Annotated in this window: 23 protein-coding genes; 10 read left to right on the top strand and 13 right to left on the bottom strand. The window is 63.4% G+C overall.

Annotated features, from left to right (window positions below):
* Positions 1-29: 29 nt before the first annotated feature.
* Positions 30-3065, bottom strand: a complete 3036-nt coding sequence (locus tag PCJ49_RS05135) for a TonB-dependent receptor (protein ID WP_269910019.1) — start codon at positions 3063-3065, stop codon at positions 30-32.
* Positions 3066-3548: 483 nt separating this feature from the next.
* Complete coding sequence (locus tag PCJ49_RS05130) at positions 3549-5216, bottom strand: peptide-N4-asparagine amidase (protein ID WP_269910018.1); 1668 nt, start codon at positions 5214-5216, stop codon at positions 3549-3551.
* A gap of 232 nt (positions 5217-5448) precedes the next feature.
* Here PCJ49_RS05130 and PCJ49_RS05125 point away from each other — a divergent pair, with 232 nt between their 5' ends.
* From PCJ49_RS05125 to PCJ49_RS05100, 6 genes are all read left to right on the top strand, one after another.
* Complete coding sequence (locus PCJ49_RS05125; RefSeq protein ID WP_269910017.1) at positions 5449-6189, top strand: copper homeostasis protein CutC; 741 nt, start codon at positions 5449-5451, stop codon at positions 6187-6189.
* 39 nt (positions 6190-6228) lie between these two features.
* Complete coding sequence (locus PCJ49_RS05120) at positions 6229-7317, top strand: SIS domain-containing protein (protein WP_269910016.1); 1089 nt, start codon at positions 6229-6231, stop codon at positions 7315-7317.
* On the top strand, positions 7314-8447 hold the full coding sequence (gene nagA / locus PCJ49_RS05115; protein WP_269910015.1) for an N-acetylglucosamine-6-phosphate deacetylase: 1134 nt from the start codon (positions 7314-7316) through the stop codon (positions 8445-8447). Before PCJ49_RS05120 ends, nagA begins: the two co-directional genes overlap by 4 nt.
* 32 nt (positions 8448-8479) lie before the next feature.
* Positions 8480-11041: a phosphoenolpyruvate--protein phosphotransferase gene (gene ptsP / locus PCJ49_RS05110; RefSeq protein WP_269910014.1), complete on the top strand. Its 2562-nt coding sequence runs from the start codon at positions 8480-8482 to the stop codon at positions 11039-11041.
* The gene (gene nagE, locus PCJ49_RS05105) at positions 11038-12750 is read left to right on the top strand and encodes an N-acetylglucosamine-specific PTS transporter subunit IIBC (protein ID WP_269910013.1); all 1713 of its coding nucleotides are present in this window, start codon (positions 11038-11040) and stop codon (positions 12748-12750) included. The genes ptsP and nagE overlap by 4 nt, the downstream gene beginning before the upstream one ends.
* Positions 12751-13258: 508 nt before the next feature.
* Positions 13259-14152 carry a hypothetical protein gene (locus tag PCJ49_RS05100; protein ID WP_269910012.1) on the top strand — a complete coding sequence of 298 codons (894 nt, stop codon included), beginning with the start codon at positions 13259-13261 and terminating at the stop codon, positions 14150-14152.
* A 191-nt stretch (positions 14153-14343) separates the two neighbouring features.
* Here PCJ49_RS05100 and PCJ49_RS05095 read toward each other — a convergent pair whose 3' ends face one another.
* The 11 genes from PCJ49_RS05095 to atpD form a co-directional block, all read right to left on the bottom strand.
* Positions 14344-15213: an OmpA family protein gene (locus tag PCJ49_RS05095; protein WP_269910011.1), complete on the bottom strand. Its 870-nt coding sequence runs from the start codon at positions 15211-15213 to the stop codon at positions 14344-14346.
* The gene (locus PCJ49_RS05090; protein WP_269910010.1) at positions 15203-15997 is read right to left on the bottom strand and encodes a MotA/TolQ/ExbB proton channel family protein; all 795 of its coding nucleotides are present in this window, start codon (positions 15995-15997) and stop codon (positions 15203-15205) included. Before PCJ49_RS05090 ends, PCJ49_RS05095 begins: the two co-directional genes overlap by 11 nt.
* Before the next feature lie 228 nt (positions 15998-16225).
* Positions 16226-16984, bottom strand: coding sequence for a F0F1 ATP synthase subunit gamma (locus PCJ49_RS05085; protein ID WP_269910009.1), 759 nt, complete (start codon positions 16982-16984; stop codon positions 16226-16228).
* On the bottom strand, positions 16981-18471 hold the full coding sequence (locus PCJ49_RS05080) for a F0F1 ATP synthase subunit alpha (protein WP_269910008.1): 1491 nt from the start codon (positions 18469-18471) through the stop codon (positions 16981-16983). Before PCJ49_RS05080 ends, PCJ49_RS05085 begins: the two co-directional genes overlap by 4 nt.
* Positions 18468-19187 carry a hypothetical protein gene (locus PCJ49_RS05075; protein WP_269910007.1) on the bottom strand — a complete coding sequence of 240 codons (720 nt, stop codon included), beginning with the start codon at positions 19185-19187 and terminating at the stop codon, positions 18468-18470. Before PCJ49_RS05075 ends, PCJ49_RS05080 begins: the two co-directional genes overlap by 4 nt.
* 5 nt (positions 19188-19192) lie before the next feature.
* Positions 19193-19435, bottom strand: coding sequence for a F0F1 ATP synthase subunit C (locus tag PCJ49_RS05070; protein WP_269910006.1), 243 nt, complete (start codon positions 19433-19435; stop codon positions 19193-19195).
* A 3-nt stretch (positions 19436-19438) separates the two neighbouring features.
* Positions 19439-20116: a F0F1 ATP synthase subunit A gene (gene atpB, locus PCJ49_RS05065; RefSeq protein WP_089286571.1), complete on the bottom strand. Its 678-nt coding sequence runs from the start codon at positions 20114-20116 to the stop codon at positions 19439-19441.
* The gene (locus PCJ49_RS05060; RefSeq protein WP_269910005.1) at positions 20113-20394 is read right to left on the bottom strand and encodes an ATP synthase subunit I; all 282 of its coding nucleotides are present in this window, start codon (positions 20392-20394) and stop codon (positions 20113-20115) included. The genes atpB and PCJ49_RS05060 overlap by 4 nt, the downstream gene beginning before the upstream one ends.
* The gene (locus PCJ49_RS05055; RefSeq protein ID WP_269910004.1) at positions 20394-20660 is read right to left on the bottom strand and encodes an AtpZ/AtpI family protein; all 267 of its coding nucleotides are present in this window, start codon (positions 20658-20660) and stop codon (positions 20394-20396) included. Before PCJ49_RS05055 ends, PCJ49_RS05060 begins: the two co-directional genes overlap by 1 nt.
* Before the next feature lie 2 nt (positions 20661-20662).
* Positions 20663-21073, bottom strand: coding sequence for a F0F1 ATP synthase subunit epsilon (locus tag PCJ49_RS05050; RefSeq protein WP_269910003.1), 411 nt, complete (start codon positions 21071-21073; stop codon positions 20663-20665).
* Positions 21070-22491, bottom strand: coding sequence for a F0F1 ATP synthase subunit beta (gene atpD, locus PCJ49_RS05045; protein ID WP_269910002.1), 1422 nt, complete (start codon positions 22489-22491; stop codon positions 21070-21072). The genes PCJ49_RS05050 and atpD overlap by 4 nt, the downstream gene beginning before the upstream one ends.
* Positions 22492-22564: 73 nt before the next feature.
* Between atpD and PCJ49_RS05040 the strand changes: the two genes are divergently transcribed.
* From PCJ49_RS05040 to PCJ49_RS05025, 4 genes are all read left to right on the top strand, one after another.
* Entirely contained in the window at positions 22565-22759 is a 195-nt protein-coding gene (locus tag PCJ49_RS05040) for a hypothetical protein (RefSeq protein WP_269910001.1), read from the top strand.
* 171 nt (positions 22760-22930) lie between these two features.
* Entirely contained in the window at positions 22931-24286 is a 1356-nt protein-coding gene (locus PCJ49_RS05035) for a pentapeptide repeat-containing protein (protein ID WP_269910000.1), read from the top strand.
* Between the two features lie 152 nt (positions 24287-24438).
* Positions 24439-25596: a phosphoserine transaminase gene (locus PCJ49_RS05030; protein ID WP_269909999.1), complete on the top strand. Its 1158-nt coding sequence runs from the start codon at positions 24439-24441 to the stop codon at positions 25594-25596.
* Positions 25597-25691: 95 nt separating this feature from the next.
* Complete coding sequence (locus tag PCJ49_RS05025; RefSeq protein WP_269909998.1) at positions 25692-26045, top strand: DMT family protein; 354 nt, start codon at positions 25692-25694, stop codon at positions 26043-26045.
* The last annotated feature ends 29 nt before the right edge of the window (positions 26046-26074 follow it).

Here is a 26074-nt window from a genome sequence, read left to right as displayed (position 1 = left end):
AGGGGATGGAGGCCGGGATGGGTACTGGATCAGAAGTTGATGGTCAGGCCCATGGCAATCTGACGGCCCAGCGAGTCATAGCGACCCGACAGGGTGTTGTTGCGGGACAGGCCATAGCTGTAGGAGTTCGGCAGGATCGGCGGGCGCTTGTCGAACAGGTTGTTCGCCGCCAGCCGGAACGTGTAATTCTCCTGCACGCGATAGGAGAAGGCCAGATCGAAGTAATTATAGGCCGGAATACGGTAGAAGGTGGAACGTTCACCGGCCTGCGTCCAGCCCAGTTCCGGCTTACCGGAATTGCTGACATTGTTCATGACGCCGACATAGCGCCAGTTCAGCGAAGCGGTGAAGTTGCCATCTTCGGAATTATAGGTACCGCGCAGACCATGCGTCCATTTCGGGATCAGCTGGCCGCACGGACCGCCGTAATAACCGGCGCAATTATACTTCGGCAGGATCGGCGAATCCTGGCCACCGGCCAGGGTGGTCAACGAACCGGCGAAGCTCCAGTCGATGAAGCCGGCTTCCTGCAGGTTCAGGTCTTCCAGGTCCAGACGATACTGGGCCTGAATGTCCCAGCCGTGCGACTTGCTCTTGTAATAGTTCGTGGTACCGCCACGGATGAAGCCGGTGGTGGGGTTGGTGCTGGCAGCGCTGTAGAGCGTGCCGTTGGGATTCCGCACGAACTTGGAGCAGAAGAATTCCTGACCGGTCTGCAGGCAGCCCTTCCAGAAATAATCATCATAGTTAAAGCCGATGCTGTCATTCAGGTCGATCATGAACCGATCAACCGACACCACCAGACCCTTGGCGAAGCGCGGCTTCAGCACCACACCGATGGTCTTGGTATAGGCGGTTTCCGGATCGACCGTGAAGCCACCCAGGCGAACGGTACAGGCATTGTCCGGGCAGGACAGATCCCGGCTGCCATAGAGGCTGGGAGCCAGCCCGGTGGCGGCGCAGACGGCCTGCGATGCCTTGGGGCTGTCATAGACCGTGATCATCTTGGTCGGATCCTTCGGATCCTGAACCTGACGCGGCGTGCTGGCGCAGAAATCGTTCTCCAGACCGCCCTGCTTCCTGTACTCGAAATTTTCGGCCTGGGCGATTTCCACCACGGTCGGCGCGCGCTGCGCCTTGTTGATGGAGGCGCGGAAGGTGATGTCCTCCACCGGGGCATAGAGGCTTTCGCCCTTCCAGGTGGAGAAGCTATCCGGGTTGCTGTTATACTTGGACAGGCGGTAACCACCGTTCAGCTGCAACAGCTCAACACCCGGCTTTTCCTGCACCAGCGGGGCCTGCACTTCCAGATTGCCTTCCCAGACATGCTGGTTCAGCGTCCGGTCTACAGTGCTATTTTCGGCGCGGTAGATGGAGTCAGCGAAGGTCTTCAGCTGATCGTGGCGATATTCGGCGCCGAGGGCAACGGCAACACCTTCGTTTGCCCAGGGCGAGGTCACGCCATAGGCACCCAGGTCACCCTGCACGTTGGCCAGAACATTGCCCAGTGTACCGATATTGCTGCTGGTGCCACTGGGACGGGTCAGCAGGTAATCGAACAGGGCTGCGTCATTATTATTGGCGCGGAACGCATCGAACGGCACGCAATCAGGATCGCTGCCATTGATCTTGGACACGCAGGTGGGCGTTCCATTGACATTGACCACATTCAGCGAGCGATTGACCTTGTCGAAGTCGGGCAGATTGCCGCCGGTGGAATCCTGCCGGTTGCGGGCATAGACGCCGCCGACATCATAGCTCCAGACATCGCCGAACTTGCCGCGTACACCACCGGTGATGCGATGCCCCTTGTTGACATAGACATCTTCAACATGGGGCAGGTCGTTGAAGCGATAACGCACTTCCAGCGGCATGAAGCTGGCGGTCCCGGCAGAGGAGCCGCACACCGACTGTGCCTGCGTAGCCGACATGAACGGGTTGTTACAGTTCACCTGATAAGGCGTGCTGCCATAAACCGTGTAGCTGTAAACGCGCGCCGGATAGGGGTTCGACGTGCGATCATGGAACATCATCGCGTCGACATAAATCTCGGCACTGTCGGTCAGATCAAACGTGGCAAAGCCACCAGCATTCCACCGCTTATTCTCGCGCTGGAACGGATAACCGTCATAGGGATTGGTGGCAAAGCCGGGTGCCGTGCTGTTGGGCACGAAGGTGCGGCTGCCATTCGGGTTGTTCAGGAAAACCGACCCATTATTGCTGCCACCGCGCGGCGAAATATAACCCGCCGGCGAATAGGTGGAGGTGGTGCAGCCCAGCGGGCCGTCCTTGGAGGATTCCGTGATCTGGCAGGCGGAGGTTTCGCGGCTGCTGTACTTCACCAGGCTGGCTTCGCGGTAATCGACGAAGCCTGCAATATGCAGCCGGTCTTCAAACAGCCCCGTGCCGGCGGCGACGGAGATGTCGGCGCGGCCGCCATCCTTGTTGGTGCCGGTGGCCGGCGTGAAGCCATATTTGTTGGCAACGTCCGACACCAGGGTCGGCTTGTTCTTGTGATAGTAGAAGTTATGGTTGGCGTTGACCTGAACGCCCTCAAACTTCTTCTTCATCACGAAATTGACGACGCCGGCAACGGCGTCGGAACCATAGACCGACGACGCGCCACCGGTCAGCACATCCACCCGCTCCAGCAGGGCGGTGGGGATCATGCCGGCATCCTGGCCATTCATGGTGCCCAGGCGCTTGCCATCCACCAGAACCAGGGTACGTTCAAAGCCGAGATTGCGCAGCTTGATGCGCTGGCGACCGTCGGAATCCTGATAGCTGGCTTGGTTATCCGGTGCAATCTGCGGCAGCCGGTTCAACACTTCTTCGATATTGACGGCGGCCTGCGCCTGAATCTCCGCTGCTGTCACCGACTGGATCGGTGCGGCGGCCGTCGCATTCGGCCGCGCGATGCGCGTGCCGGTGACGACAATTTCTGTCAGCGAGAGTTCCGTATCGGAACCCTTTTTGTCCGACGCCTGCTGTGCCGAAGCGGTTACCGCTAACAGGCTCAAGGCGCACGTCGACAGCAAAAGAAGACGATTACGTCCCTTCATCATTTAAATCCCCCATTTGTAAGTCGTTTTTCAACGACTGAAAGCCTGCGTCTAGCTTCCCACTTCGCTACCCGGACGCGAGGCTGCCCGATATTGTTGATTGCTGTTCAGATGCGGCAGCATGGCCGCATTCGTATGTTTCCTTAGTGATTGTCCCCGTTTTGAGCACTTGCCGCCCGGTCACTTTTCTATGGCGGAAGGACAAAAGACAAATTCGCGGAACCCGTCCCTCCACGGTTTCCGTTTCAGCGTCCACTGTCGATCTGCCTCTTGTTTCCCCCAAGAGCAAAGTAACCAAACTGCAATGTGCTGCAGGGAGGTTGCCATGCAGGCAATATCAATTCAATACCAAAATATGATTTATGTTACCGTGAACACGTATGGCTGTTCGAATGACTCGAATCTTGCGCGATCAAGCGCTTGCAGCCCGCCGCTACCCCCGAAGGGAGGCGGCGGCGGGCAGTGTCACGGAGGTGTGGCCGCAGGTCAACGGCAACCGTCCGTCACCCCGGCGACGGCATTGTTCGTTACATTGATCGTGCGGTGATAGCATCCGCCGTCACTGTCTTTGACATCCAGTTGCACACGATTCGTTCCGGTCACCTGACGGGAACGGCGCGTTTGTGGATCGGTTTGGGCTGTCAGGTTCGGCTTCACCTGATAATCCATTATCTGCCACCAGCGCGCCCCGGACGTATCGGTGATCACCCGCTCCGACCACAGGCCCTGTTCCAGTTTCAGCTGTTGGGTTCGATTATTATCGTCACCGGAGACCTGCATGTCGATGGTCAAAGGGTAGCGGGCCTGGAACCGTTCCATCCGCAAGCCATCCTTGTCGATGGTCTGGACCAGATTGTCGATCAGGGTGGATTGATCGACCCGCCAGAGATTGGCCTTCTCCGCAGAAACATAATCCTGCCGGTTAAAGAAACGGGTGCTGCTGCGGACCCTGGTTTCGATGCGGCCCCTGGATGTTTCTACAAATCCGGTAATTTCATAGGCGCGGGCCTGGGTGGTCAGGCTGTTGCCGTTCAACTCGCCCTGTTCTGTTGGCTTGGCCCGGCTGAAATCGGCGGTTACTTCCGGGTCTGTCAGGCTGTTGCTGATCAGGGCACCGATAACACGCTTTGCCGCTTTATCCTGCCAGCCCATCAGCGTGCCGGTGACGAGGAAGTAACGGCGCAGACCCTGAATGGTCACCGCGATTTCATGCGGCTTGTCATCGGTCAGCAAGCCGACAAAGGGCGTCAGATCCAGCCGCGTCGGCGCGAAATTCAGGGTCTGGATACCGGGGGCCGGGAACCACATATAGGGGTTGATGCCGCCAGTATAAATCCACGGATAAAGCGGGGCGGTACCGGCGCGCTGGCCGTCGATCCACAGTTCCGCTTCCCGCCAGGCGCCGCCGCCGCAATTTTCCTTGCCGTCGCCGGCCAGCCGGTCATCCACACAGGCGTACCAGAATTCATCCGCCCCCTGCGGTTCGGCCAGCAAATCCAGGTGAAGCCGTTCCAGGTTGGCGGGGAAGCGCACCTGCGTGGTCAGGCGTGGCGTGTCACTGTCCAACCGAACCGGCGCATCGGAAATGGGGGTGACAAAGGGGGGCGTTTCGGCGGCCGGCACATCCTTGGTGGCGGGATAGAACAACATCCGTGCGCGGCCGGTGATATGGCCGGTATAGGTGTCGTCGACATAATTGACCAGCCAGGCGGCCCCTTTGCGTTTGTCACGCAGGTACGCCTGATAATCGGTCACGTCACGCTCAACATGCCATTCGGGGGCAATGTCCTTGCGCGGCTCCATCGTGGTGCCGAAATAGAGATTGACGCCGCCGACATTGATGATGGCGGTGCGATCATATTGGCGGCCGGCGGAAACCGCGTAATCTGCCTCGATCACCACCTTGGCCCAGGGGCCTTTGCAATTCTGCGGTGGTGCATAATCGAATCGGGCCGGATCTTCGCCGACAAATTCGCGGGTGTCGAACAGGGTGACGATGCAGGGCTGGCTGGCGGGGCGCGGAACGCGCAACTCCACCTCGGCGACCGTGTTGGTTCCCACAGGCGGAACGGGGGGCGCCGCATAATCCGCCGCATAGGCGGGCACGGCCAGACCGGCGCCCAGCAGGACGGCGGACCAGAATAGGCTTCTCATGGGGAAATATCCCTGACAGGTGTCTGGAAATGGCCGCGCAAGGAGGGAGGCGGGCAGGGTGCCCGGTTGCGCTAACATCACGATAGCCCACGCACGCCCCCCGTCAAGAAGGAAGCCTATAAGGCCTGTATTGGAATTGTTTTGGTTTTGTGTTGTTTTATGTAACGGGATTGCGCACGCCGCTGAATCGCAGGGTGCTGCGCCGGGGAAAATCAGATCAGACAGGGGCCTCATGCTTGAAGTATGCGTAGAGGAAGCGGCCGGCATTGATGCCGCCGTAGCCGGTGGTGCCGATCGCATGGAATTATGCGCCGGCCTGTCATTGGGCGGGCTGACCCCGTCGCCAGCCCTGATCCGCGCGGCCGCCGCCTGTCCGGTGCCGGCGCTGCTGTTGGCCCGCCCGCGCGAAGGCGATTTCCGTTATGATGCGCGTGAGGCGGCGCTGGTGGCGGAGGATATCAGCGATGCCGCCCAGGCTGGCTTGGCTGGTGTGGTGATCGGGGCCAATGATCAGCATAACCACCTTGATACCAATTTGCTGGCGCAATGGGTGGCCCATGCCCGGGCAGAGGGGGAGAAGCGGGGGCGTCCGCTGCTGTTGACCCTGCACCGCGCCTTCGATCTCTGCCCCGATCACGGGGCAGCATTGGAGGCGGCAATTGCGCTGGGCTTCGACCGTATCCTGACGTCGGGCGGTCAGCCGCGCGCCGTGGATGGGGCGGCTACCTTGGCTGCCCTGGTTCGTCAAGCGGCCGGCCGCATTATCATTTTGCCCGGCGGCGGCATTGATGCCGGCAATGTCTCCACCATCCTGGCCAGCGGGGTGCGGGAGGTTCATGCCTCCTGCCGCGCCCCGCTGGGGGCACCGGGGGAGCAGGAAAAGCGTTTCGGTTTCCAGGCGGGCCCGCGTCTGCGCACCCAGGCCGACAAGGTGGCCGCCCTGCGCGCGCTGGTGATGGCAGATAGATCCTGAATAGTACCTTGTACAATACCAATATGTGACTTATCCTTGATGGATTGGTTTACAGAACAGGTGGGGGCGAAGGTGATCGCTGACGAAAATCATAAGGCCACGGGTGCTGCTGCGACCCTGATGGGGAGCGAGGCGGCCGAAGGGGCGGCCGCTGTGCGCCGTCTGCTGGATGCCAACATCGACACGCTGCGTGAATTGGGTGCGGTGCTGCGGGCGACGCCGCCATCGCTGGTGGCGACCTGCGCGCGTGGTTCGTCCGACCATGCCGCGACCTATGGCAAATATCTGATTGAAACCCTGCTGGGTGTGCCGGTGGCCTCTGCCGCCCCCTCGGTGGTGTCGGTCTTCTCGGCCCCGGTTGTTGCTGGTGGGGCGCTCTGCATCGCCATTTCGCAAAGCGGTCGCAGCCCCGATCTGCTGGCCACGGCAGAGGCCTATAAGAAGTCGGGTGCCCGTCTGGTGGCGTTCGTCAATGACGAGACCTCGCCGCTGGCGGCCATGGCTGATACCTATATCGCCTTGAAGGCCGGGCCGGAGAAGTCGGTTGCGGCGACCAAGTCCTATATCGTCTCCCTGGCCGGCCTTGCCGCGCTGGTGGCCGAATGGGCGGATGATGATGCGCTGCGCGCCGCCGTGCAGGGTCTGCCCGATCTGCTGGCCAAGGCCAATGGTCTGGATTGGTCTGCTGCGGTTGAGGCATTGCGCGATGCCCGCAACCTGTTCACCATCGGTCGCGGCTATACGTTCGGGATCGCGCAGGAGGCGGCGCTGAAGTTCAAGGAAACCTGTGGTTTGCACGCGGAGGCCTTCAGCGCTGCCGAGGTGAAGCACGGCCCGATGGCCATCGTGCGCGATGGTTTCCCCGTGCTGGCCTTTGCCGGTTCCGATACGGCCGGTGACGGCGTGCGGGATACGGCGGCGGTGTTTGCCGACCGTGGTGCGCGCGTCTGTCTGGCCGATGCCAAGGCCGATGGGGCCAGCACCCTGCCGGCGCTGCAGGCCCATCCGGTCATTGAACCGATTTTGATGATCCAGAGCTTCTATCATATGGCCAACGCGCTCTCCGTGGCGCGCGGCCATGATCCGGATCGTCCGCTCTTTCTTAGCAAGGTGACTGAAACACGATGACCGGGTTTCGCTTCGTCAATGGCCGGGTGGTGACGCCGGCCGGTATGTTGGATGGGGCCGAGATCGCGGTGGAGGGCGGCCGTATCGCCGCCATCCGTCCGCTGACCACGACCGAAGGTGCCATAGACCTGCAAGGCGGCTGGATCGTTCCCGGCTTCATTGATACGCAGGTCAATGGCGGCGGCGGTGTGCTGTTCAATGATGAGCCGACGGTGGAGGGGATCGCTGCCATCGGGCGCGCCCATGCGCGTTTTGGTACCACCGGTTTCCTGCCGACATTGATCAGCGATGTGCCGTCCGTGATCGCCCGCGCGCTGGATGCGGCGGATGCGGCGATTGAGGCAGGTGTTCCCGGCTGCCTGGGCGTGCATATCGAAGGGCCGATCATCAATGTCTCCCGCAAGGGTATCCACGATCCGGCCAAGTTCCGCCGGCTGGACCCGGAGATGCTGGCCCTGTTCGAAAAGCCCCGCCGTGGCAAGGTGATGCTGACCCTGGCGCCGGAAATGGCGGCGGTGGAGGATATTGCCCACCTGCACAAGCTGGGCGTGATCATGTCCATCGGCCACAGCGATGCGGATTATGATACGGCGGTGGCGGGTTTCCAGGCGGGCATGTCCGCTGTGACCCACCTGTTCAACGCCATGTCGCCGTTGCAGCACCGCGCCCCCGGCGTGGTGGGGGCCGCCCTGGATGATCAGAGCATCTATTGCGGGATCATCGTTGACGGGTTCCATGTGCATGATGCGGCGCTGCGCGTTGCCATCCGCTCCCATGCGCTGGATCATTTCATGCTGGTGACGGATGCCATGTCCTGCGTCGGCGTGGATGTGACGGAATTCGACCTGCATGGCCGCCGCATCCTGGTGCGCGATGGCCGTTGTGTGGGTGAAGACGGCACATTGGCCGGTTCCGCCATCGATATGACGGCGGCCTTCCGCAACAGTGTCAACCGCCTGCGCCTGTCGCCGGCCGATGCGTCCGTCATGGCGTCTGCCGGGCCGGCGGGTTTCCTGGGTCTGTCGGCGGAACGGGGCGCGCTGGCTCCCGGTCTGGTGGCCGACTGGGTGCAGTTGACCCATGATCTTCAGCCCGCGGGAACCTGGATCGCCGGTACCCGCATCGCCTGACGCCAACATCAAATAGAGACTTGGCCCTGAGCATGACACCACCGACCAACAAGATCGACGGTATCGCCGGGGCGTCCATCGCCATCGGCGCGCCCCTGACGGGCTGGCTGACCGTTCTGGATGAAGTGCCCGACGCCGTTTTCGCCAGCCGGATGCTGGGGGACGGCGTCGCCATCGATCCGACGGGCGATTGCCTGGTTTCCCCCTGCGATGGGGAGGTCAGCGCGCTGAATGCCAGCGGCCACGCCGTCACCATCCGCATTGCGGATGGCGCGGAAATCCTGATGCATATCGGCATCGATACGGTGGCCCTGGCCGGTCGCGGCTTCACCCCCTGCGTCCGCCAGGGCGACCGGGTGAAGCGCGGCGATGTGCTGATCCGTTTCGATCTGGACGCCATTGTGCAGGCGGCCCCGGCGGTGGTAACGCCGGTTCTGCTGCTGGAAACCGACCGTTTCACCCTGGCCCGCACCCGCGACGATGGCCCGGTGAAGGCCGGTGACTATATCTTCACCCTGACCGCCAAGGCAGCAGAGGCGGGCACCCCGGCCGAGGCGGCCACGGGCGCCACGCTGGAACGCCGCCTTCTGGTGCCGCTGGCCCATGGCATTCATGCCAGGCCCGCCGCCCGCATCAAGGAAGCGTTGAGCGGGTTCAGCGCCAGCGTCACCATCGCCAAGGCCGGCAAGGCCATGAATGCCCGCAGCCCGGTGGGGCTGCTGACCCTGGGTATCCGGCTGGGTGATGAGGTGACGATCAGCGCCCAAGGGGCCGATGCCGCCGAGGCACTGGCAACCCTGGGGGCGCTGATCGACAGCGGCATGGGGGAAAAGGCCGATCCGGCATCGGCACCCAAGGCCCAGCCCGTCGCCCCGGTCGCGGCCCCGGTGGCGCAGGGATCGGCGGTACTGCCAGCCGATGGCAAGCTGTCGGGTGTCACGGCCTCCCCCGGTTTGGCCGTGGGGCAGGCGCGCGCCTTCCGGCTGCCGGAAATCCAGGTTGCCCCCACCGGCCAAGGTGCGGCGGTGGAGCAGGCGCGGCTGGAAGCAGCCCGTGCCGAGCTGGCCCGCCGGCTGGAGGATGAGGCGGCGCACGCCAGCGGCCCGCAGAAATCCATCATCCAGGCGCACCGCGCCATGCTGGATGATGATGGTTTGCTGGAAGCGGCCAGCCTGTCCATCGGCGATGGTGCCAGCGCCGGCCATGCCTGGCGCGCCGCCGTGCGGCCACAGGCGGCCGCGTTGCGGGCCACGGGTGATGCCCATCTGGCCGAACGCGCCGATGACATGCTGGATCTGGAACGCCGGGTACTGGCCGTGCTGGAAGGGGTGGCGGATGAGCCGCTATCTTTCCCGCCCGGCACGGTGCTGGTGGCGGAAGACCTGTTGCCCTCGCAATTGATGGCGCTGGACAAAGAGAATGTCGTCGGCTTCGTGGTGGAACGGGGTGGCCCCACCTCCCACGTCGCCATTCTGGCCGCCAGCATGGGGCTGCCGGCGCTGGTCGCCATCGGCCCGGCGCTGCGGCAGGTGGCGGATGGCACCGACCTGATTCTGGATGCCAGCGGCTGCACCCTGCATGTCGCCCCCGATGCCGCCACCCTGGCCACGGCGCGCGATAGGCTGGCCGTGATCACCGCCCGGCGGGCGGCGGCCAAGGCGGCGGCGGGCAAGCCCTGCCACACCGCCGATGGTGTGCGCATTGAGGTCTTTGCCAATCTGGGATCAGAGGCGGATGCCAAGCAGGCTGTCGCCAATGGGGCCGAAGGCAGCGGCTTGCTGCGCACGGAGTTCCTGTTTCTGGAACGGTCGACGGCCCCGACGGTGGCCGAACAGGCCGCTGATTATCAGGCCATTGCCACAGCGCTGGAAGGCCGCCCGTTGATCGTGCGGCTGTTGGATATTGGTGGCGACAAGCCGGCCCCCTATCTGCCGATCCCGGCGGAGGAGAACCCGGCCCTGGGCCTGCGCGGTATTCGCGTTGGTTTCGCCTATCCGACCATGCTGGAAGATCAGATCCGCGCCATCCTGTCGGTGCAGCCGGTGGGCCAGTGCCGCATCATGGTGCCGATGATCGCCGGGGTGGATGAGCTGCGGCGCGTGCGCGCCGTGCTGGACCGCGTGCGGACGGAGATGGGCATCACCGACAAGGTGGAACTGGGCGTGATGGTGGAAACCCCGGCAGCGGCGGTGACGGCCGATCTGCTGGCGGCGGAAGCCGATTTCCTGTCCATCGGCACCAATGACCTGACGCAATATGCATTGGCCATGGATCGCGGCAATGCCGCCGTGGCCGGTTCCATCGACGGTCTGCACCCGTCGGTGCTGCGCCTGATTGCGCAGACCTGCCAGGGGGCGGCCCGCCATGGCAAATGGACGGGCGTGTGTGGCAGCCTGGCATCCGACCCGCTGGCTGTGCCCATTCTGGTGGGCCTGGGCGTGGCAGAATTGTCGGCCACGCCGGCCATTGTTCCTGAAATCAAGGCACTGGTCTCCGCGCTGACGCTGGAACAGGCCCGTGCCCATGCTGCGGCGGCGCTGGAATGCGCCACGGCGGCGGATGTCCGTACACTCGCGCGGGGGTTCAGCGCATGAAGTCGATCCTGGAAAAACTTCAGCCCCTCGGCCGCGCGCTGATGCTGCCCATCGCGGTGCTGCCGGTGGCGGGGCTGATGCTGCGCCTGGGCCAGCCCGATCTGCTGGATATCGCCTTCCTCAGTGCGGCGGGCGATGCGCTTTTCTCCCATCTGGGTCTGCTGTTCGCCATTGGCGTGGCCACCGGCTATGCCCGTGATGGCAATGGGGCGGCTTGCCTTTCCGGCATTGTCTGTTTTCTGGTGGCGACAGAGGCCGGGAAATCCCTGCTGGCGATCCCGCCGGAGGTGACGGGCGATCTGGCCATTGCCGCCTGGAAGGCCAAGGCGGTGGCACGGCTGGATGTGCCGGTCGGTATCATTTCCGGCCTTGTCGGCGGCATGTTCTATAACCGCTTCTCCACCATCAAGCTGCCGGATTATCTGGCCTTTTTCGGCGGTCGGCGCTTTGTGCCCATCGTGGCCGGGGCGGCGGGGCTGGTGCTGGCCGTCATTGTTGGCCTGGGCTTCCCGCATATCAGTGCGGGCGTGGATGGGCTGTCGCATGGCGTGGCAGAGGCGGGCGGTTTTGGCCTGTTCATCTTCGGCCTGCTGAACCGTCTGCTGCTGGTGACGGGCCTGCACCATATCCTGAACAATGTCTTCTGGTTCGTGCAGGGCGATTATCAGGGCACCGCCGGCGATCTGCGCCGCTTCTTCGCGGGTGATCCCACCGCCGGCGGCTTCATGGCCGGTTTCTTCCCGGTGATGATGTTTGGCCTGCCGGCGGCGTGCTTGGCCATGTATCGCGCCGCCAAGCCGGAACGGCGCAAGGCCGTGGGCGGGATGCTGTTCAGTCTGGCCCTGACCTCCGCCCTGACCGGGGTGACGGAGCCGATTGAGTTCAGCTTTATGTTCCTAGCCCCCGCCCTTTATGCCCTTCATGCCATCCTGACCGGTGGGGCGATGGTGCTGATGGACATGCTGGGGGTGAAGCTGGGCTTCGGTTTCTCCGCCGGTCTGTTCGACTATGTGCTGAATTACGGCAAGGCCACCAAGCCGCTGATGCTGCTGCCGGTGGGGCTGGCCTATTTCGCCATTTATTACAGCGTCTTCTCCTTCGTCATCCGCCGCTTCGACCTGAAGACGCCGGGACGGGAGGAAGAGGGGGCGGCCAGCCCCGCCACCGTGACGGCCAGCCTGCCCGGCGGTCGGGGGGAGGCGTTTGTCTGCGCCCTGGGCGGGGCCGCCAACCTGACCAGCGTGGGCGCCTGCACCACCCGTTTGCGCCTGATCGTGGCCGATCAAGGGCTGGTGGATGAGGCATCGTTGAAGGGGCTGGGCGCACGGGGTGTGATCCGCCCCTCGGCCAATGCCTTGCAGGTGGTGTTGGGGCCGATTGCCGATCAGGTGGCGGTGGAAATCCGCGACGCCATGGCCCAGGGCGGCGGCACCCAGCCGGCGCGCAAGGCCGAGACGGCGACGGCCAGTGCGGCGGTGGCGGGGATCAGCCTGACCGATGCAGCATTGGCGGCCCTGGGCGGGGCCGGCAATATCCGCCGCGTCAGCCAGCATGGCAGCCGCCTGCGGCTGGAACTGGCCGATACAGCCAAGGCCGACCGGGCCAGCCTGACCCGCCTGGGCGTGCGGGAAATGGCAGTGCCGGGCGACGGGCTGCTGCACCTGCTGCTGGCACCGGGTTCGGTGTCGGCGCTGGTGAAGGCGGGTTGAGGGTAAGGGACGGCGGCACCCGGTCGGGTGCCCCCGTTAACCCTACGCAACACTCTGCAACGGAATTTGTGGGGCTGTTGCGTGGGATTTTAATTTTATTAAGATAAATTCAACTTTTGATTAAACTTACATAGTGCATTACATAAAAAATATTAACAAAGAGATTTTCTGCATTTTTTACAGTATTTTATCTCTAAAAATTCTTTAGAGGCTGTTTGAAAATGGTTGCGGTGAGTGGTCAGCCGTGGGTTTGTCAAACAGGCTCTCAGAACGATTACGCAACAACGAAATGCTGAATACTCAAAGCCACAGGAACGGGACATTACCAACATGTAGCGTCATAAAGGTTAAAACACCTAAAAGTATCATAATTAATTCAGATTTACAATAATTGATCACTTTTATGACTGTGTAAAATTATATAAATTTGATCCACGAGACACAGTAATCGCAGAAAATGATGAGTGAGCCCTCAGCATTTTTTTTGCGATCTGAAGGAGGCCGAGACATGATCAAGATGAATGGCGCCTATATCAATGGTATTGACGATAAAAAGACAAAAGATAAAACTGCAGAAAATGCAGATGGTGCATCAACTACGGACTACATTCTGTTCAGCCTGACAGTTCCTGATGCATCAACAGGTGATATTCATTATGGTCTTGGAAAGACCGTTATCGCATCGGGCGGGACAGCAAATTTTAATGTAAACGGATTATTTTTCAATATAATTGACCATGGGATGAAGCATGGCTCATGCAAGCGCGTATGGCTTTCACTTGGAGGTGCGGGCACAAATACGTTTACAAATATACAGAAGATTTTTGAAAAAAACGATAATACAAGGAATTTCCTTCTCGGAAATCTGGCGGCTATTGCGGGAATTATTGAGGTTGTATTTAGTGACCTTGAGTTCGTTGGATTTGATATGGACCTTGAGGATGGATCTCTAAAGGATGGGATGGTCCCATTGATCATAGAGCTGTCCAAGCTTAAGGATTATCAATTCACTTTCTGCCCCTATAGTAACGAATCTGGCTGGGTCGACTCTCTTCGTGGGGTATATTCTGGGCTTAACAGGCAACCTGTTGTCGGCATGAATCTGCAAGTATATTCCGGTGGGGCTGGCAACAATCCCAACACATGGACCTCATACCTGAAGAAAAATCTTTCAGGGACCGGGTTGACAGAGAGCCAAGCTGAAAGCTTCATCTGGCCAATCCAGTCCTTTGATAGCGAAGCTCAGCCAGTCTCCACGCCAGATCAGATGAAGCACAACCTTAAAAATAAGTGGAAATCCAAAGGTGGGTCCTTTTGGGCGACCCAGAATCTCAGCCAACCCGGAAAGACGATCTATACTTGGGCAGATTATGCCGGCGCCATAACTGAGGGCATCGACTGATCGAGTGAGAGTCTGTTTGACGACCTTATGGATGGCAAACTCGTCGAAGTAGCGGGCTACTCATAGCGATGAGTATCAAACCGCCGAAGACGTCTATCCGGTGTCCCGGTGTTTTCTAAAAACTTGAATATACTATTATTATCTAAAATTTATCGTCTCCGTCAAACGGAGACGATTTTTTTATTTCAATGTCACCGCGCCACCCCCTTCGCCGTCACCGCATCCGTATCCACGACAATTTCCACCCGGCGGTTTTCTGACCGGCGGGTGGGGTCGGTGGTCAGCGGGCGGCTGTCGGCCAAACCCAGGGCGCCCAGCCGTTCCGGGGGCAGGCCCAGGGCGGCCAGCACGCGCACCACGGCGGCGGCGCGGGCCGCGGAGAGTTCCCAGTTGGAGGGGAAACGGGCCGTGCTGATGGCCACATCGTCGCTATGCCCCTCCACCGTCACACTGCCCGGCAAGGCGGCCAGGGAGGGGGCGAGCGTGCGCAGCAAATCCACCGCTGCCGGCTGCAAGGTGGCGGAACCCGACGGGAACAGGATGCGGTCGCGCACCACGATGGCGATCTTGCGGTCCTTCAGGGTGATGTCCACATCCGGCGGCAGACCCGCCGCTTCCAGCTTGCGCAACCAGGCCTGTGCGGCGGGCGACAGCGCTGCGGCGGCATTGCTGCCGGCGACCGTTGCATTGCCGCTGCGATCTGCCGGGCCGCCCTGGCCGGGCGGGCGGGCGGGCGGCGGTGCCTCGTAATCGGCATCATCTTCCCGATGCAGATTGGGGAAGGGGGAGGGCAGGGGATGGCTGGCCAGGGCCTTATCCACCTGTTTGGTCGCCTCCCGCTCTTCATTGCTGGGGTTGGACAGGCGGCCATCCATGCCCAGAATCGCCACCATGCCCAGGAACACAGTCATCAGCACCGTGACCATATCCATATAGCTGATGACCCATTCCTCGCTTTCCTCCATCGGTTCCAGCGATTTTTCATGCGGGCGGTGGGGCTGGCGGCGGGCGGCGACGCGGGCGCGCTCGGTCTCCGGTGTCAGGTCACGATCAGCGGCCACCGCGCACCTCGTCGCCGGCATCCAGCAGATAGGTGCGCAATGTCTCCTCAATCACCATGGGGGAGCGGTTGAGATGGGCCAGCACCACGCCTTCCAGCAGAATGTTCAACTGCGCCACCCGTTCGGTGGTGCGCTGTTCCAGCTTGATGGCGATGGGCTTGAACAAAAGATTGGCCAGGATCAGCCCGTAAAGCGTGGCCAGCATGGCCACCGCCATGGATGAACCGATCAGGCCGATATCGCCCGATCCCAATTGCTTCAACATCCCCACCATGCCGGCCAGCGTGCCCAGCAGCCCGAAGGCCGGCGCGAAGGAGGCCAGCACGCGGAAGAAGCGGGATTGCTTTTGATCGGCCTCCACCTGTTTCTGGATGCGCCAGTTCATCACATGCATGATGTCATCCAGCGAGGCATTATCCACCACCATCTGCAAGCCCAGCCGCAGAAAGGGGCTGCCCACCCGGCGCACCCGTTCATCGGCGGCCTGGATCTGCCGGCTGAAAAGCTGTTTGGAGACCTCCAGCAGCTCCGCCATTTCGCGTTCCAGGCTGGGCGGACCCTTGAACATGGCGGCGATGGCGGACAGGGCCGCCGTGATCTCATCCCCCCGGAAGGCCAGCAGCGCCACGCAGATGACGCCGCCCCCGACAATTACCAACCCTTCCAGATTGAAGAAGAACCGCGCATCGCCCCCGGCATAGACGACAAAGGCCAGCAGGCCGATGGTGGCCACGATGCCGATGAGACTGGTGAGGACAAGGCCAGAGGAACTGGAACGGGGCATGAAATGGGTCCGGGTTGGGGGATTGTTTGGCGTTTGCTTCCACCGTCACCCCGGCGAAGGCCGGGGTCCAGCTTCAGGGGCACCGTGCTCTACGAAACTGGACCCCGGCCTTCGCCGGGGTGACGGTAGAGAAGCGATCAAATTGCATCATGATTTTCATCGCCCCCCAAACAGCCCCCACACCATAGCCATGATGCACCCCGCCCGTCACCCCCGCCATGATCCAGCTCACCCCATCAAGGCGCGGCGGCCGGACCAGAGGTCGGCGATTTCCTGGCTGATGCTGTCTTGCCGGGCGGTGGAAAGCTGGATGGTGAGTTCCGATACCCGGTCGCGGATACGTTCGCGGGCACCGGTCAGGGTGGACAGGCGGGCCAATTGTTCAGCAGCATGGGTTTGCAGCAGGGCCAGCAACAGCCTTGCCTGCCGGTCCTGCATTCCAGCGGCGGCCAGCAGGGACGATGCCGGTACCTGGGTCAGCAGCTCCACCCGGCCGGATTGTTGCGGCAGCGGCGGCAAGTCCGTCTGGATGATGGCGTGGTCGCGCGGGTGCAGGATGGTGATGGCGGCATCCGCCGGGAATTGCGCGCACAGGCTGGTGGCCAGGGGCGGCAGGGCATCGGCCATGGCGGGGGCCGGTATCGTGCCGGCAAGCGGCAGGTGCCGGGCCTGGGCGGCGGCAATGGTGCGGCTGCCCACCACCAGCGGGGGCTGATCCCCCGGCAGGGCGGCAACCAGCCGGCTGGGCAGGCCGCCGGTAAAGCCCCCCTCCGGCCCCAGTAGCAGGAACAGGCGGCTGGTGGGCGGCTGCGGTTCGGGGCAAAGGGCGGAAAGGGCGGCGGCACTGGCCGCGGCATAGGCGCTGGCGGCCCCCAGCATCCCGGCGGCGCGTTGCTGCTTGGCGGCGGCCAGCGACCGCAACGCCTCCACTACGCTCAACAGGCTGCCCAGGGTCGACAGGCGATATTCCAGCGCCGCGATGCTCATGCCGGACCCTTCAGCACGGCGGCTTTTGCGGTCTGGATGATGCGGCGCAGATTATCCAGGTTGGCGGGATCGTTGCCATCGATGGAGGCCGCGATGCCATCGCGCACCTGCTCCACCTGGGGCAAGGTCAAGCCATCCAGCAAGCCGTCGGCATGGGAGAGCAGCAAGGCCACCTCAGCGGCCAGCGCGCGGGGGTGGCCGTGACGCTGGCCCAGCAGGGCGCGCAGGCGGCGACCGCGCTCCACCGTCTGTTTCGTGCGTTCATCCACCAGCCCGCCGAAACGGGTGAAGGCCTCCAGCTCCAGAAACTGGGCATATTCCAGCTTCAGCTTTTCCGCCAGTTTGCGCAGTTCCGGCGGCTGGGTGCGGGCACCGACGCGGCTGACACTGCGCCCCACATCCACCGCCGGGCGCTGGCCGGCCTGGAACTGGCTGGTATCCAGCACGATCTGCCCATCGGTGATGGAGATCAGGTTGGTGGGAATATAGGCCGCCAGATTGCCGGCCTGGGTTTCCACCACCGGCAGACAGGTGAGGGAGCCACCGCCCGCCGCGTCGGACAGTTTGGCCGAGCGTTCCAGCAGACGGGAATGGAGATAGAAAATATCGCCGGGAAACGCTTCCCGCCCTGGCGGGCGCTGCAACAGCAGGCTGACCTGCCGGTGCATGGCGGCATGTTTGGACAGATCATCCAGCACCAGCAGGGCGTGACGCCCGCTGTCGCGGAAATATTCCGCCATGGTCATGGCGGCATAAGGCCCGATCCATTGCAGGCCGGGGGCGGCATCGGGGGCGGCCACGATGATGATGGCCCGATCCGCCAGCCCGCCATCGCGCAAGGTGGCAATGACATCGGCCACCGCAGAGGCACGCTGACCGATGGCGCAATAGATGGGGATGACATCGCCCCCGGCCTGGGCCAGCAACGCATCCATGGCAATGCAGGTCTTGCCCGTGCCCCGATCGCCGACGATCAGTTCCCGCTGGCCGCGCCCGATGGGGTAAAGGCTGTCGATGATGGTGGTGCCGGTGGCCAGCCGCTCGGCCACCGTGCCCCGGCTGGTCAGGGCGGGGGCGGGGCGTTCAATCGGCTCCAACCGGTCGGGCGTGGGATCGGGCCGGCCATCCAGGGCGCGGCCCATCGGGTCGATCACCCGGCCCAGCAAGCCATCACCCACCGGCACGCGCAGCACGCCGGGGGCCATGCGCACCGGATCGCCGGCCTTGATCCCCTCCGCCGCACCCAGCAGCAGACAGCCCAGCCGGCCTTCGTCCAGGTCCAGCACCAAGCCCGGCACATTGCCGGTGAACAGCAGCATCCCGTCTGCCGGGGCCTGTTCCAGCCCGCTGACCAGGGCGATGCCGTCGCCAATATGGCTGACCCGGCCCAGTTGCTGCCAGCCGGGGGCGGGGGCCGGCTGGCTGGCCAGTGTTTGGCTCTGCTGGCGGGTCCAGTCCGCCAGATGGGTGGAAAGGCTGGCGCTCATGATCCCAACCTTTCCCGCGCGCTGGCGAGTGCCGCCCGCCAGCTTTGATGGATCAGGTGATGGGGGGCGGCAAGCTCCACCCCGGCAATCACGGCGGGATCAACGGTCCAGGTCACGGCGATATTGGGGCCCAGGGCGGTGATCAGCGCCGTTTGCAGGTCGGCGGGCAGGGGGCGGGCGCTGGTCAGGGTGATGCCGCCAGGGCCGGCCAGCAGGCTGGATTTTTCCGCTGCATGCAGGGCGGCCAGTTGTTGGCACAGCGCGTCGGTCAGCACCCGGTCGGCCAGATCGGGCCTGGCATCGGCCAGCAGGCGGCCAGCCATGGTTGTGGCCAGATCGGCGGCCTGTTTGGTCAGGTCGGTCTCTGCCTGCTGGCGTTCGGCGGCCAACTGGCTGGCGGCGGCGGCGCGCAGGGCATCGGCGGATTGCCGGGCGGCATCCAGCAGGCGGCGGCGTTCATCCTCCGCTTCGGCCTGGGCGGTGGCGCGCAGTTCGGCGGCCTGTTTGGCCAGCGACTGGCGTTCAGCCTCCACCGCGCTGCGGGTGGCGGCAACCTCGGCGGCTAGCGTCTCCGCCTGGGTGCGGCGCTGGGTCAGGTCAGCGTCGCGCTTGTCGATGGCGGCCAGCACGGGGCGGAACAGGAAACGGCGCAGCAGCCAGACCAGTACCAGGAAATTCACCAGCTGCAGGGCCAGGGTGGTCGGGTCCAGATGCATCGCTTTCAGCCCACGAACGGGTTGGCGAACAGCACCAGCAACGCCACCACCAGGCAATAGATCGCCATGGTTTCGATCATCGCCAGCCCGACAAACAGGGTGCGCGAGATGGTGTTGGCGGCATCCGGCTGGCGGGCGATGGCATCCAGGGCCGCCGCCACGGCGCGGCCCTCTGCCAGTGCCGGGCCGATGGCGCCGAAGCTGACAGCCAGGGATGCTGCCAGGATGCTGATCATTTCAACGGTCATGGGTCAGCCCCTTTCAATGGTGCCGATGGCCCCGCCAATGAAGACGGCGGCCAGGATGGTGAAGATATAGGCCTGGATCAGGCCCAGCAGCGCCTCCAGCGCCATCAGCGGCACGGGCACCAGAAAGCCCGCCAGCGACAGCACGATGGCAATGACGAATTCCCCGCTCATCACATTGCCGAACAGGCGCAGGACCAACGACAGGGTGCGGGTGAATTCCGACAACAGGTTGAGCGGCAGCATCCACCAGCGCGGATGGGCGAAACCGGCCAGATAGGCCCGCAGGCCCCGGACGCGCACGCCCAGCACCTGGGCGGCCCCGAAAACGGTCAGCCCCAGGGCCAGCGTGGTTTCCAGATGCGCCGTCGGTGATTTAAAACCAGGGATCAGCCCCAGCCAGTTGCTGGCCGCGATGAACAGGAACAGGCTGCCCAGCAATGGCAGGAAGGGGCGGCTGTCCGTCTGCATGATCTCGTCGAACTGGTCGCGCAGGATGGTGACGACAGCCTCCAGCGCGGTACCGATGCGGCCGGGCTGGTCCCGTCCCACCCGCCCTGCCAGCAGCCGCGCCGTCAGCGCCAGGATGAAACTGACCAGCGCGCCGAAAATGACGGGCCAACTGATGGCCAGCGGTCCCAGATGGAAGGCGACATCCGCCGCAAAGGGGGAGGCGAGGTTCATGATACCCCCCTGCCATGGCGGCGGATCAGCAAGGGCCGGATGGCCAGAAAGCCGACAAAGGCCGCCAGCAGCGGGGCCGCCCCGCCCAGGCGCGCCAGCGCCACGAACAGCAGCACGGCCCCGGCCAGCCGCCCGACATGCAGGGCCGTGGCCGGCCCCACCCGCCCGGCGGTGTAAAGCCGGCTGTTCACAGCCAGCAGGCGGAAGAACAGCCAGCCGAAACCGGCACCCGTCAGCAGGCCCAGGGCCATCAGCCCGATCGGCAGGTTTTGTGCCATCAATCCCCCTCCGTCACGCGCCGCCAAGCCGCCCAGCAGCCGACGGCAACCCCGGTGAACAGCAGCGACAAGGTCCAGAACTGGCCGCCGGCCCGGTCCAGCCAGCGGCCCAGGAACAGGCCCAGCACCGGCGGCAACACGATCAGCCAGCCCAGCGTGCCGATCAGCGCCAGGGTGGCGCCCAGGCGGCGGTGTTTCTCCCGTTCCGCCCGTTCGGCATCGCGCTGGGCTTGTTTGATCGGGTCCAGCAGGTCGGGATCGCTCATGCTCAATCCCCCCCGCTGCGGCGTTCGGCGGCGGTGCTGTCCAGCAGGTGATGCACCAGGGCCGCCTGCAGCTTGCGTTCCGTCGCCGTCCCCTCCGCCCGCCTTGTCTGCCGGTCGGCCTGCTCGCGCTCCACGCGGGCGGCCAGGGGGGCCAGATCGGTGCCGACGGCGGCATCCTGGCTGGTGACGGTGATACCATCACGGCCCACCTGCACCATGCCGCCCGCCACGGCGGCGTAAAGCGTGCCGCCATCCACCAGCCGCAGGCGCAGCACCGACGGGGGCAGGGCGGTCAGGAAGGGGGCATGGCCGGTGCGGATGGCGAAGCCGCCGCTGTCATCGGCGGCGGCAAGCTGGGCGATGTCGGCCCGGTCCAGCAAGGTGGCCAGCGGGGTGAGGATGCGCACCCTCATGCTGCCACCGCCTTTTCCCGCGTGCGGGCATCATCCAGCGTGCCGATCATATAGAGGGAGGATTCGGCCCAATTGTCGGCTTCCCCATTCAGGATCGCCTCACACCCGGCCAGCGTCTCCTCGATCCCCACACTGACACCGCCGCGACCGGTGAAGCCACCGGTGACGAAGAAAGGCTGGGTGAGGAAACGCAGCAGTCGGCGGGCCCGTGTCACCACCTGCCGGTCGCTGGCGGACAGTTCATCAATGCCCAGCAGGGCGATGATATCTTCAAGCGCGCGATATTGCGCGATGGCGGCGCGCACGGCGCCGGCCACCTGATAATGCCGCTGGCCCAACAGGTCCGGGTCCATCAGCCGGGCGGAGGAGGCCAGCGGATCGACGGCGGGGTAAAGCCCTTCCGCCGCCACCGCGCGCGACAGCACGATGGAACCGTCCAGATGGCTGAACAGTTCCGCCACGGCGGGATCGGTGAAATCATCGGCCGGGACATAGACGGCCTGGATGGCGGTGATGGCCGCACCGGGAACGGACGCAATGCGTTCCTGCAAGGCCCCGATCTCCCCCGCCATGGTGGGCTGATAACCGACGCGGGCGGGCATCACCCCCAACATGCCGGCAATCTCCGCCCCCGCCTGCACGAAGCGAAAGACATTATCCATCAGCAGCAGCACGTCGCGGCCCATGGCGTCGCGGAAATATTCCGCCTGGGTCAGCGCCGTCATGCCAGCGCGCCAGCGGGCCCCCGGCGGTTCCGCCATCTGGCCCAGCACCATGGCGGTGCGGGCCAGCACGCCGGACCCGCGCATATCCTCCAGCAACTCGGCGGCTTCGCGGGAGCGTTCGCCGATGCCGGCAAAGACCGACAGGCCGTTATCGCGCTCCACCACGGTGCGGATCAGTTCCATGATCAGCACCGTCTTGCCCACGCCGGCCCCGCCGAACAGGGCCGTCTTGCCGCCGCGTGTCAGCGGCGACAGAAGATCGATGATCTTGATCCCGGTCCAGAGCGGTTGCAGATGCGCGGTGCGCGCGGCCAGCGGGGGGGAAGCGCGGTGGATGCACCAGCGGGGTGCCGTCTCTGACACTGCCGGTCCGCCATCCAGCGGGCGGCCCATCACATCCACGACCCGACCCAGCAGGTCCGGCCCCACAGGCACGGACAGGCCGGCCCCGGTGCGGGTGGCCTTGTCCCCCCGCCGCAGCCCGGCCGTGCTGTCCAGCGCCACAGCGCGCACCTTGTCCGGCGACAGATGCACCCGCACCTCCGCCGGAACGCTGTTGCCGACCATCACCAGTTCATCCAGGGCCGGCAGACCCTGGGGAAAGGCAATATCCAGCACGGAACCGCGAACGGCCAGGATGGTGCCGCCGGTTTCCTTGGCGTCGTGTTTTGGAAATGGATCATCGCCGGTCATTCAGCCTGCCACCTGTTTTGTAAGAGGGCGGGAAACCAGGATCGATAGTGTGTCAGGCAACCCGAAGCGGGACATGAGCGAGATCAATCAAGCCGCTTTTTTATCCGACAGGTCCAGCGGCTTCAGACCGCCATCCTGCGGCGAGACGCCGCGTTGCACGTTTTTATTGGGAGTGCCTCTATATGAAAAATATATGTCTTGGAAAATTTTTGAAAATAGTTCAGGTTCTTATATTGTCTATTTTATTTGTATTTTTCAGATTAATTGAGTGCGTGTCTGTTTTTTTGTGATGTTTTCATTTTTGGGGAAAACAACCCTTCTCTTTTCCTTTTGTCTCCTGCTGGCTTGATTCTGATCAAACGAATGGCATGAGTAAAATATTAACATATGACGCGATAGCGTCGATGGTGACGTTGCATGAAAGGTTAATGGCGTTCATATGAAATCGGCGACCCTTGACGGGCTGGATATTGGCTATACGAAGATCGCGGCCCCCGAACTTGAAAAGGTTCTGGCCGCCCATCGCCGATTCCTGCAGGGTCAGCGCGGCGGAATGCGGGCCAGCCTGAAGTTCCATGATCTGTCCTTTGCCGTGTTGCGCAACGCCAATCTGGCCGATGCCGACCTGACCGGCGCCAAGTTGAACGGGGCTGACCTGTCGGGGGCCGATCTGCATGGCGCCTGTCTGTTCGGGGCCGATCTGCGCCGCGCCAACCTGCCGTCCGCCAATTTGACCCGCGCCGATCTGCGGGGTGCCGCCATGCGGGGGGCCTGCATGGCCCGCGCCGTGCTGAACGAGGCGGACCTGCGCGACGGCTATCTGATGCGTGCCAAGAATGGCGATCTGGCGCCGATGACGACGGAGCACAATGCCACAGAATTGTCGGAAGCCAGCATGGTGCGGGCCAATCTCAGCCGGGCCAAGCTCTCCAACGCCTTCGTCATCCAGGCCGATTTGCGGGACACGGACCTGCGCGGCGCGGTTTTCGTGCGGGCCGATCTCAGCGGATCGGACCTGACCGGTTGCAACCTGGAAGGGGCCGATCTGTCGGATGCCAACCTGTCCGGCACCCGGCTGGATGGCTGCATCCTGACCCGCGCCCTGCTGCGCAATGCCAACCTGTCGCAGGCCAGCCTGCTGGGTGCTTTGCTGGACGAGGTGGATTTGTCCACGGCGAACCTGTCAGGTGCCGATCTGCTGCGCCGGCTGGACAATATCAGCGGCGTCATCGGTGAGGCGTTGCGGCTGCATCGCGAATGGATCGTCACCAATGGCCATAAGGGGGAGCGGGCCAACCTGTCGGCCCTGGACCTTTCCGGTCAGGATCTCTCCAACCTCAATCTTTCCGCTGCCATTTTGAAGCAGGCCTCGCTGCGGGGTGCCAACCTGTCCGGCACCGTGCTGGCCATGGCCGATCTGTCCATGGCGGATATGCGACAGGCCCGGATGCCCCGGGCCGATCTGCGTGGTGCCTGCCTGGAACGCGCTATTCTTTATGAAACCAACCTCAGCAATGTGATCGCCGGGCCGATGGAGCTGCGCAACGGCCAGAGCTGGCCGACCAATTTCAGCAAGGCACGGCTGGCCCGCAGCCTGCTGGCGGGTATCGACCTGTCGAAGGCGCGGCTGGATGATTGCGATCTGACCCAGGCCAACCTGCAGAACGCCATTCTGCGCGGCACCATTCTGACCGATGCCGTGATGACCCAGGCCGATTTGCGCGATGCCGACTGGACAGATGCCGATATGCGGGGTGCCCGTGGCCTGATGCTGCCCAGCCCGGCATTGGCATAATTGTAACAATCTTTCCCCTGCGCCACCTGCAACGCAGAAATCTGATAAGTGCGGGATGGTTTCCGATTGACGGGGCCGGTCTGCTCCCATAGGTTCGGCGGCGGGTCACATCCCCCCAACGGGATGCTACTATTCTGGAAGGAATAGCCATAATGGCTGCGCCGAAGCCGGGCAATCGCCCCGCCAATCCGCAATTCTCGTCCGGTCCTTGCGCCAAGCGCCCCGGCTGGTCGATCGAAGCCCTCAAGGGCGCCCTGGTGGGCCGCTCGCACCGCTCCAAGCCCGGCAAGGCCAAGCTGGAGCAGGTGATTAATCTCTCCAAGGAAATTCTGGGCATCCCCGCCGATTACCGGCTGGGCATTGTTCCTGCCTCTGACACCGGCGCCGTTGAAATGGCCCTGTGGTCGCTGCTGGGTGCCCGTGGCGTCGATATGCTGGCCTGGGAAAGCTTCGGCAAGGACTGGGTCACCGACGTCGTCAAGCAGCTGAAGCTGCCCGATGTGCGCTCCCTGACCGCCGGTTACGGCAAGCTGCCGGACCTCGCCACGGTTGATTTTGACCGTGATGTGGTCTTCACCTGGAACGGCACCACCTCGGGTGTGCGTGTCGCCAATGGCGACTGGATCCCGGCCGATCGCCAGGGCCTGACCATCTGCGACGCCACCTCTGCGGCATTCGCCATGGATCTGCCGTGGGACAAGCTGGATGTCGTCACCTGGTCCTGGCAGAAGGTGCTGGGCGGTGAAGCCGCCCACGGGATGCTGGCACTCTCCCCCCGTGCGGTGGAGCGGCTGCTGAATCACACGCCGGCCTGGCCGATGCCGAAGATTTTCCGTCTGGCCAGCAATGGCAAGCTGTCGGAAGGCATCTTCAAGGGGGAGACGATCAACACCCCCTCCATGATCGCCGTGGAAGACGCGCTGGACGGGCTGAACTGGGCCCAGTCCGTCGGCGGCCTGGAAGGGCTGATCGGCCGCTCGGAAGCCAACCTGAAGGCCGTGGCCGACTGGGTTGCCAAGACTGACTGGGTGGATTTCCTGGCTGAGACGGCGGATGGCCGTTCCTGCACCTCCATCTGCCTGAAGATCGTCGACCCCTGGGCGACGGAACAGCCGGCGGAAGCGCAGGCCGAGATCGCCAAGAAGCTGACCTCTCTGTTGGAGAAGGAAGGCGTGGCGCTGGACGCCGGTTCCTACCGCGATGCGCCTCCCGGTATTCGCATCTGGGGCGGTGCGACGGTTGAAAATGCCGATATCGTGGCGCTGCTGCCCTGGCTGGACTGGGCCTATGCCACCGTCAAGGCCGGCTAAGCTGCTGATTGGATGAGGTCTCCTCCCCCGTCTGGTTCCGGCCGGCGGGGGAGGGGCATCGACAGGCCGGAACCCTGTTTCCTGGCTGATGATCCATGTCCACTTTCACCACTTATCTCTGGCCGGTTCTGCTGCTGGCCGCTTCCAACATCTTCATGACCTTTGCCTGGTACGGGCATCTGAAATTCAAGTCGGCGCCGCTCATCACCGCCATCATGGTCAGTTGGGGCATCGCCTTCTTTGAATATTGCCTGCAGGTGCCGGCCAACCGGCTGGGTCACGCGGTCTATACAGCCCCGCAACTGAAGATGATCCAGGAGGCGATCACGCTGACCGTGTTCGCCATCTTCTCCGCTTTCTGGCTTGGCGAGTCCCTGCGCTGGAACGATTGGGTCGCGTTTCTGCTGATCGCTGTCGCCGTCTTCTTTTCCGTCCATGATTGGAGCTGACCCGCTCCTCGCCTGAGAATTCGGAGTCA

Origin of the sequence: Niveispirillum sp. BGYR6, from assembly GCF_027568365.1 — a bacterium.
Taxonomy (GTDB): Bacteria; Pseudomonadota; Alphaproteobacteria; order Azospirillales; family Azospirillaceae; genus Niveispirillum.
Note: the sequence above shows the minus strand (reverse complement) of the source record. Positions and strands in the feature narration are given on the sequence as shown.

Coding starts and splice junctions, on each gene's coding strand:
- PCJ49_RS05130 (WP_269910018.1), bottom strand. CDS start 5,216: ATGAGAAGCCTATTCTGGTCCGCCGTCCTGCTGGGCGCCGGTCTGGCC.
- PCJ49_RS05125 (WP_269910017.1), top strand. CDS start 5,449: ATGCTTGAAGTATGCGTAGAGGAAGCGGCCGGCATTGATGCCGCCGTA.
- PCJ49_RS05090 (WP_269910010.1), bottom strand. CDS start 15,997: ATGCCCCGTTCCAGTTCCTCTGGCCTTGTCCTCACCAGTCTCATCGGC.
- PCJ49_RS05050 (WP_269910003.1), bottom strand. CDS start 21,073: ATGAGGGTGCGCATCCTCACCCCGCTGGCCACCTTGCTGGACCGGGCC.
- PCJ49_RS05055 (WP_269910004.1), bottom strand. CDS start 20,660: ATGAGCGATCCCGACCTGCTGGACCCGATCAAACAAGCCCAGCGCGAT.
- PCJ49_RS05070 (WP_269910006.1), bottom strand. CDS start 19,435: ATGACCGTTGAAATGATCAGCATCCTGGCAGCATCCCTGGCTGTCAGC.
- PCJ49_RS05080 (WP_269910008.1), bottom strand. CDS start 18,471: ATGAGCGCCAGCCTTTCCACCCATCTGGCGGACTGGACCCGCCAGCAG.
- PCJ49_RS05025 (WP_269909998.1), top strand. CDS start 25,692: ATGTCCACTTTCACCACTTATCTCTGGCCGGTTCTGCTGCTGGCCGCT.
- PCJ49_RS05075 (WP_269910007.1), bottom strand. CDS start 19,187: ATGCATCTGGACCCGACCACCCTGGCCCTGCAGCTGGTGAATTTCCTG.
- atpB (WP_089286571.1), bottom strand. CDS start 20,116: ATGAACCTCGCCTCCCCCTTTGCGGCGGATGTCGCCTTCCATCTGGGA.
- PCJ49_RS05100 (WP_269910012.1), top strand. CDS start 13,259: ATGATCAAGATGAATGGCGCCTATATCAATGGTATTGACGATAAAAAG.
- PCJ49_RS05085 (WP_269910009.1), bottom strand. CDS start 16,984: ATGAGCATCGCGGCGCTGGAATATCGCCTGTCGACCCTGGGCAGCCTG.
- PCJ49_RS05030 (WP_269909999.1), top strand. CDS start 24,439: ATGGCTGCGCCGAAGCCGGGCAATCGCCCCGCCAATCCGCAATTCTCG.
- PCJ49_RS05035 (WP_269910000.1), top strand. CDS start 22,931: ATGAAATCGGCGACCCTTGACGGGCTGGATATTGGCTATACGAAGATC.
- nagA (WP_269910015.1), top strand. CDS start 7,314: ATGACCGGGTTTCGCTTCGTCAATGGCCGGGTGGTGACGCCGGCCGGT.
- PCJ49_RS05120 (WP_269910016.1), top strand. CDS start 6,229: ATGGATTGGTTTACAGAACAGGTGGGGGCGAAGGTGATCGCTGACGAA.
- nagE (WP_269910013.1), top strand. CDS start 11,038: ATGAAGTCGATCCTGGAAAAACTTCAGCCCCTCGGCCGCGCGCTGATG.
- PCJ49_RS05135 (WP_269910019.1), bottom strand. CDS start 3,065: ATGATGAAGGGACGTAATCGTCTTCTTTTGCTGTCGACGTGCGCCTTG.
- atpD (WP_269910002.1), bottom strand. CDS start 22,491: ATGACCGGCGATGATCCATTTCCAAAACACGACGCCAAGGAAACCGGC.
- PCJ49_RS05040 (WP_269910001.1), top strand. CDS start 22,565: ATGAGCGAGATCAATCAAGCCGCTTTTTTATCCGACAGGTCCAGCGGC.
- PCJ49_RS05060 (WP_269910005.1), bottom strand. CDS start 20,394: ATGGCACAAAACCTGCCGATCGGGCTGATGGCCCTGGGCCTGCTGACG.
- ptsP (WP_269910014.1), top strand. CDS start 8,480: ATGACACCACCGACCAACAAGATCGACGGTATCGCCGGGGCGTCCATC.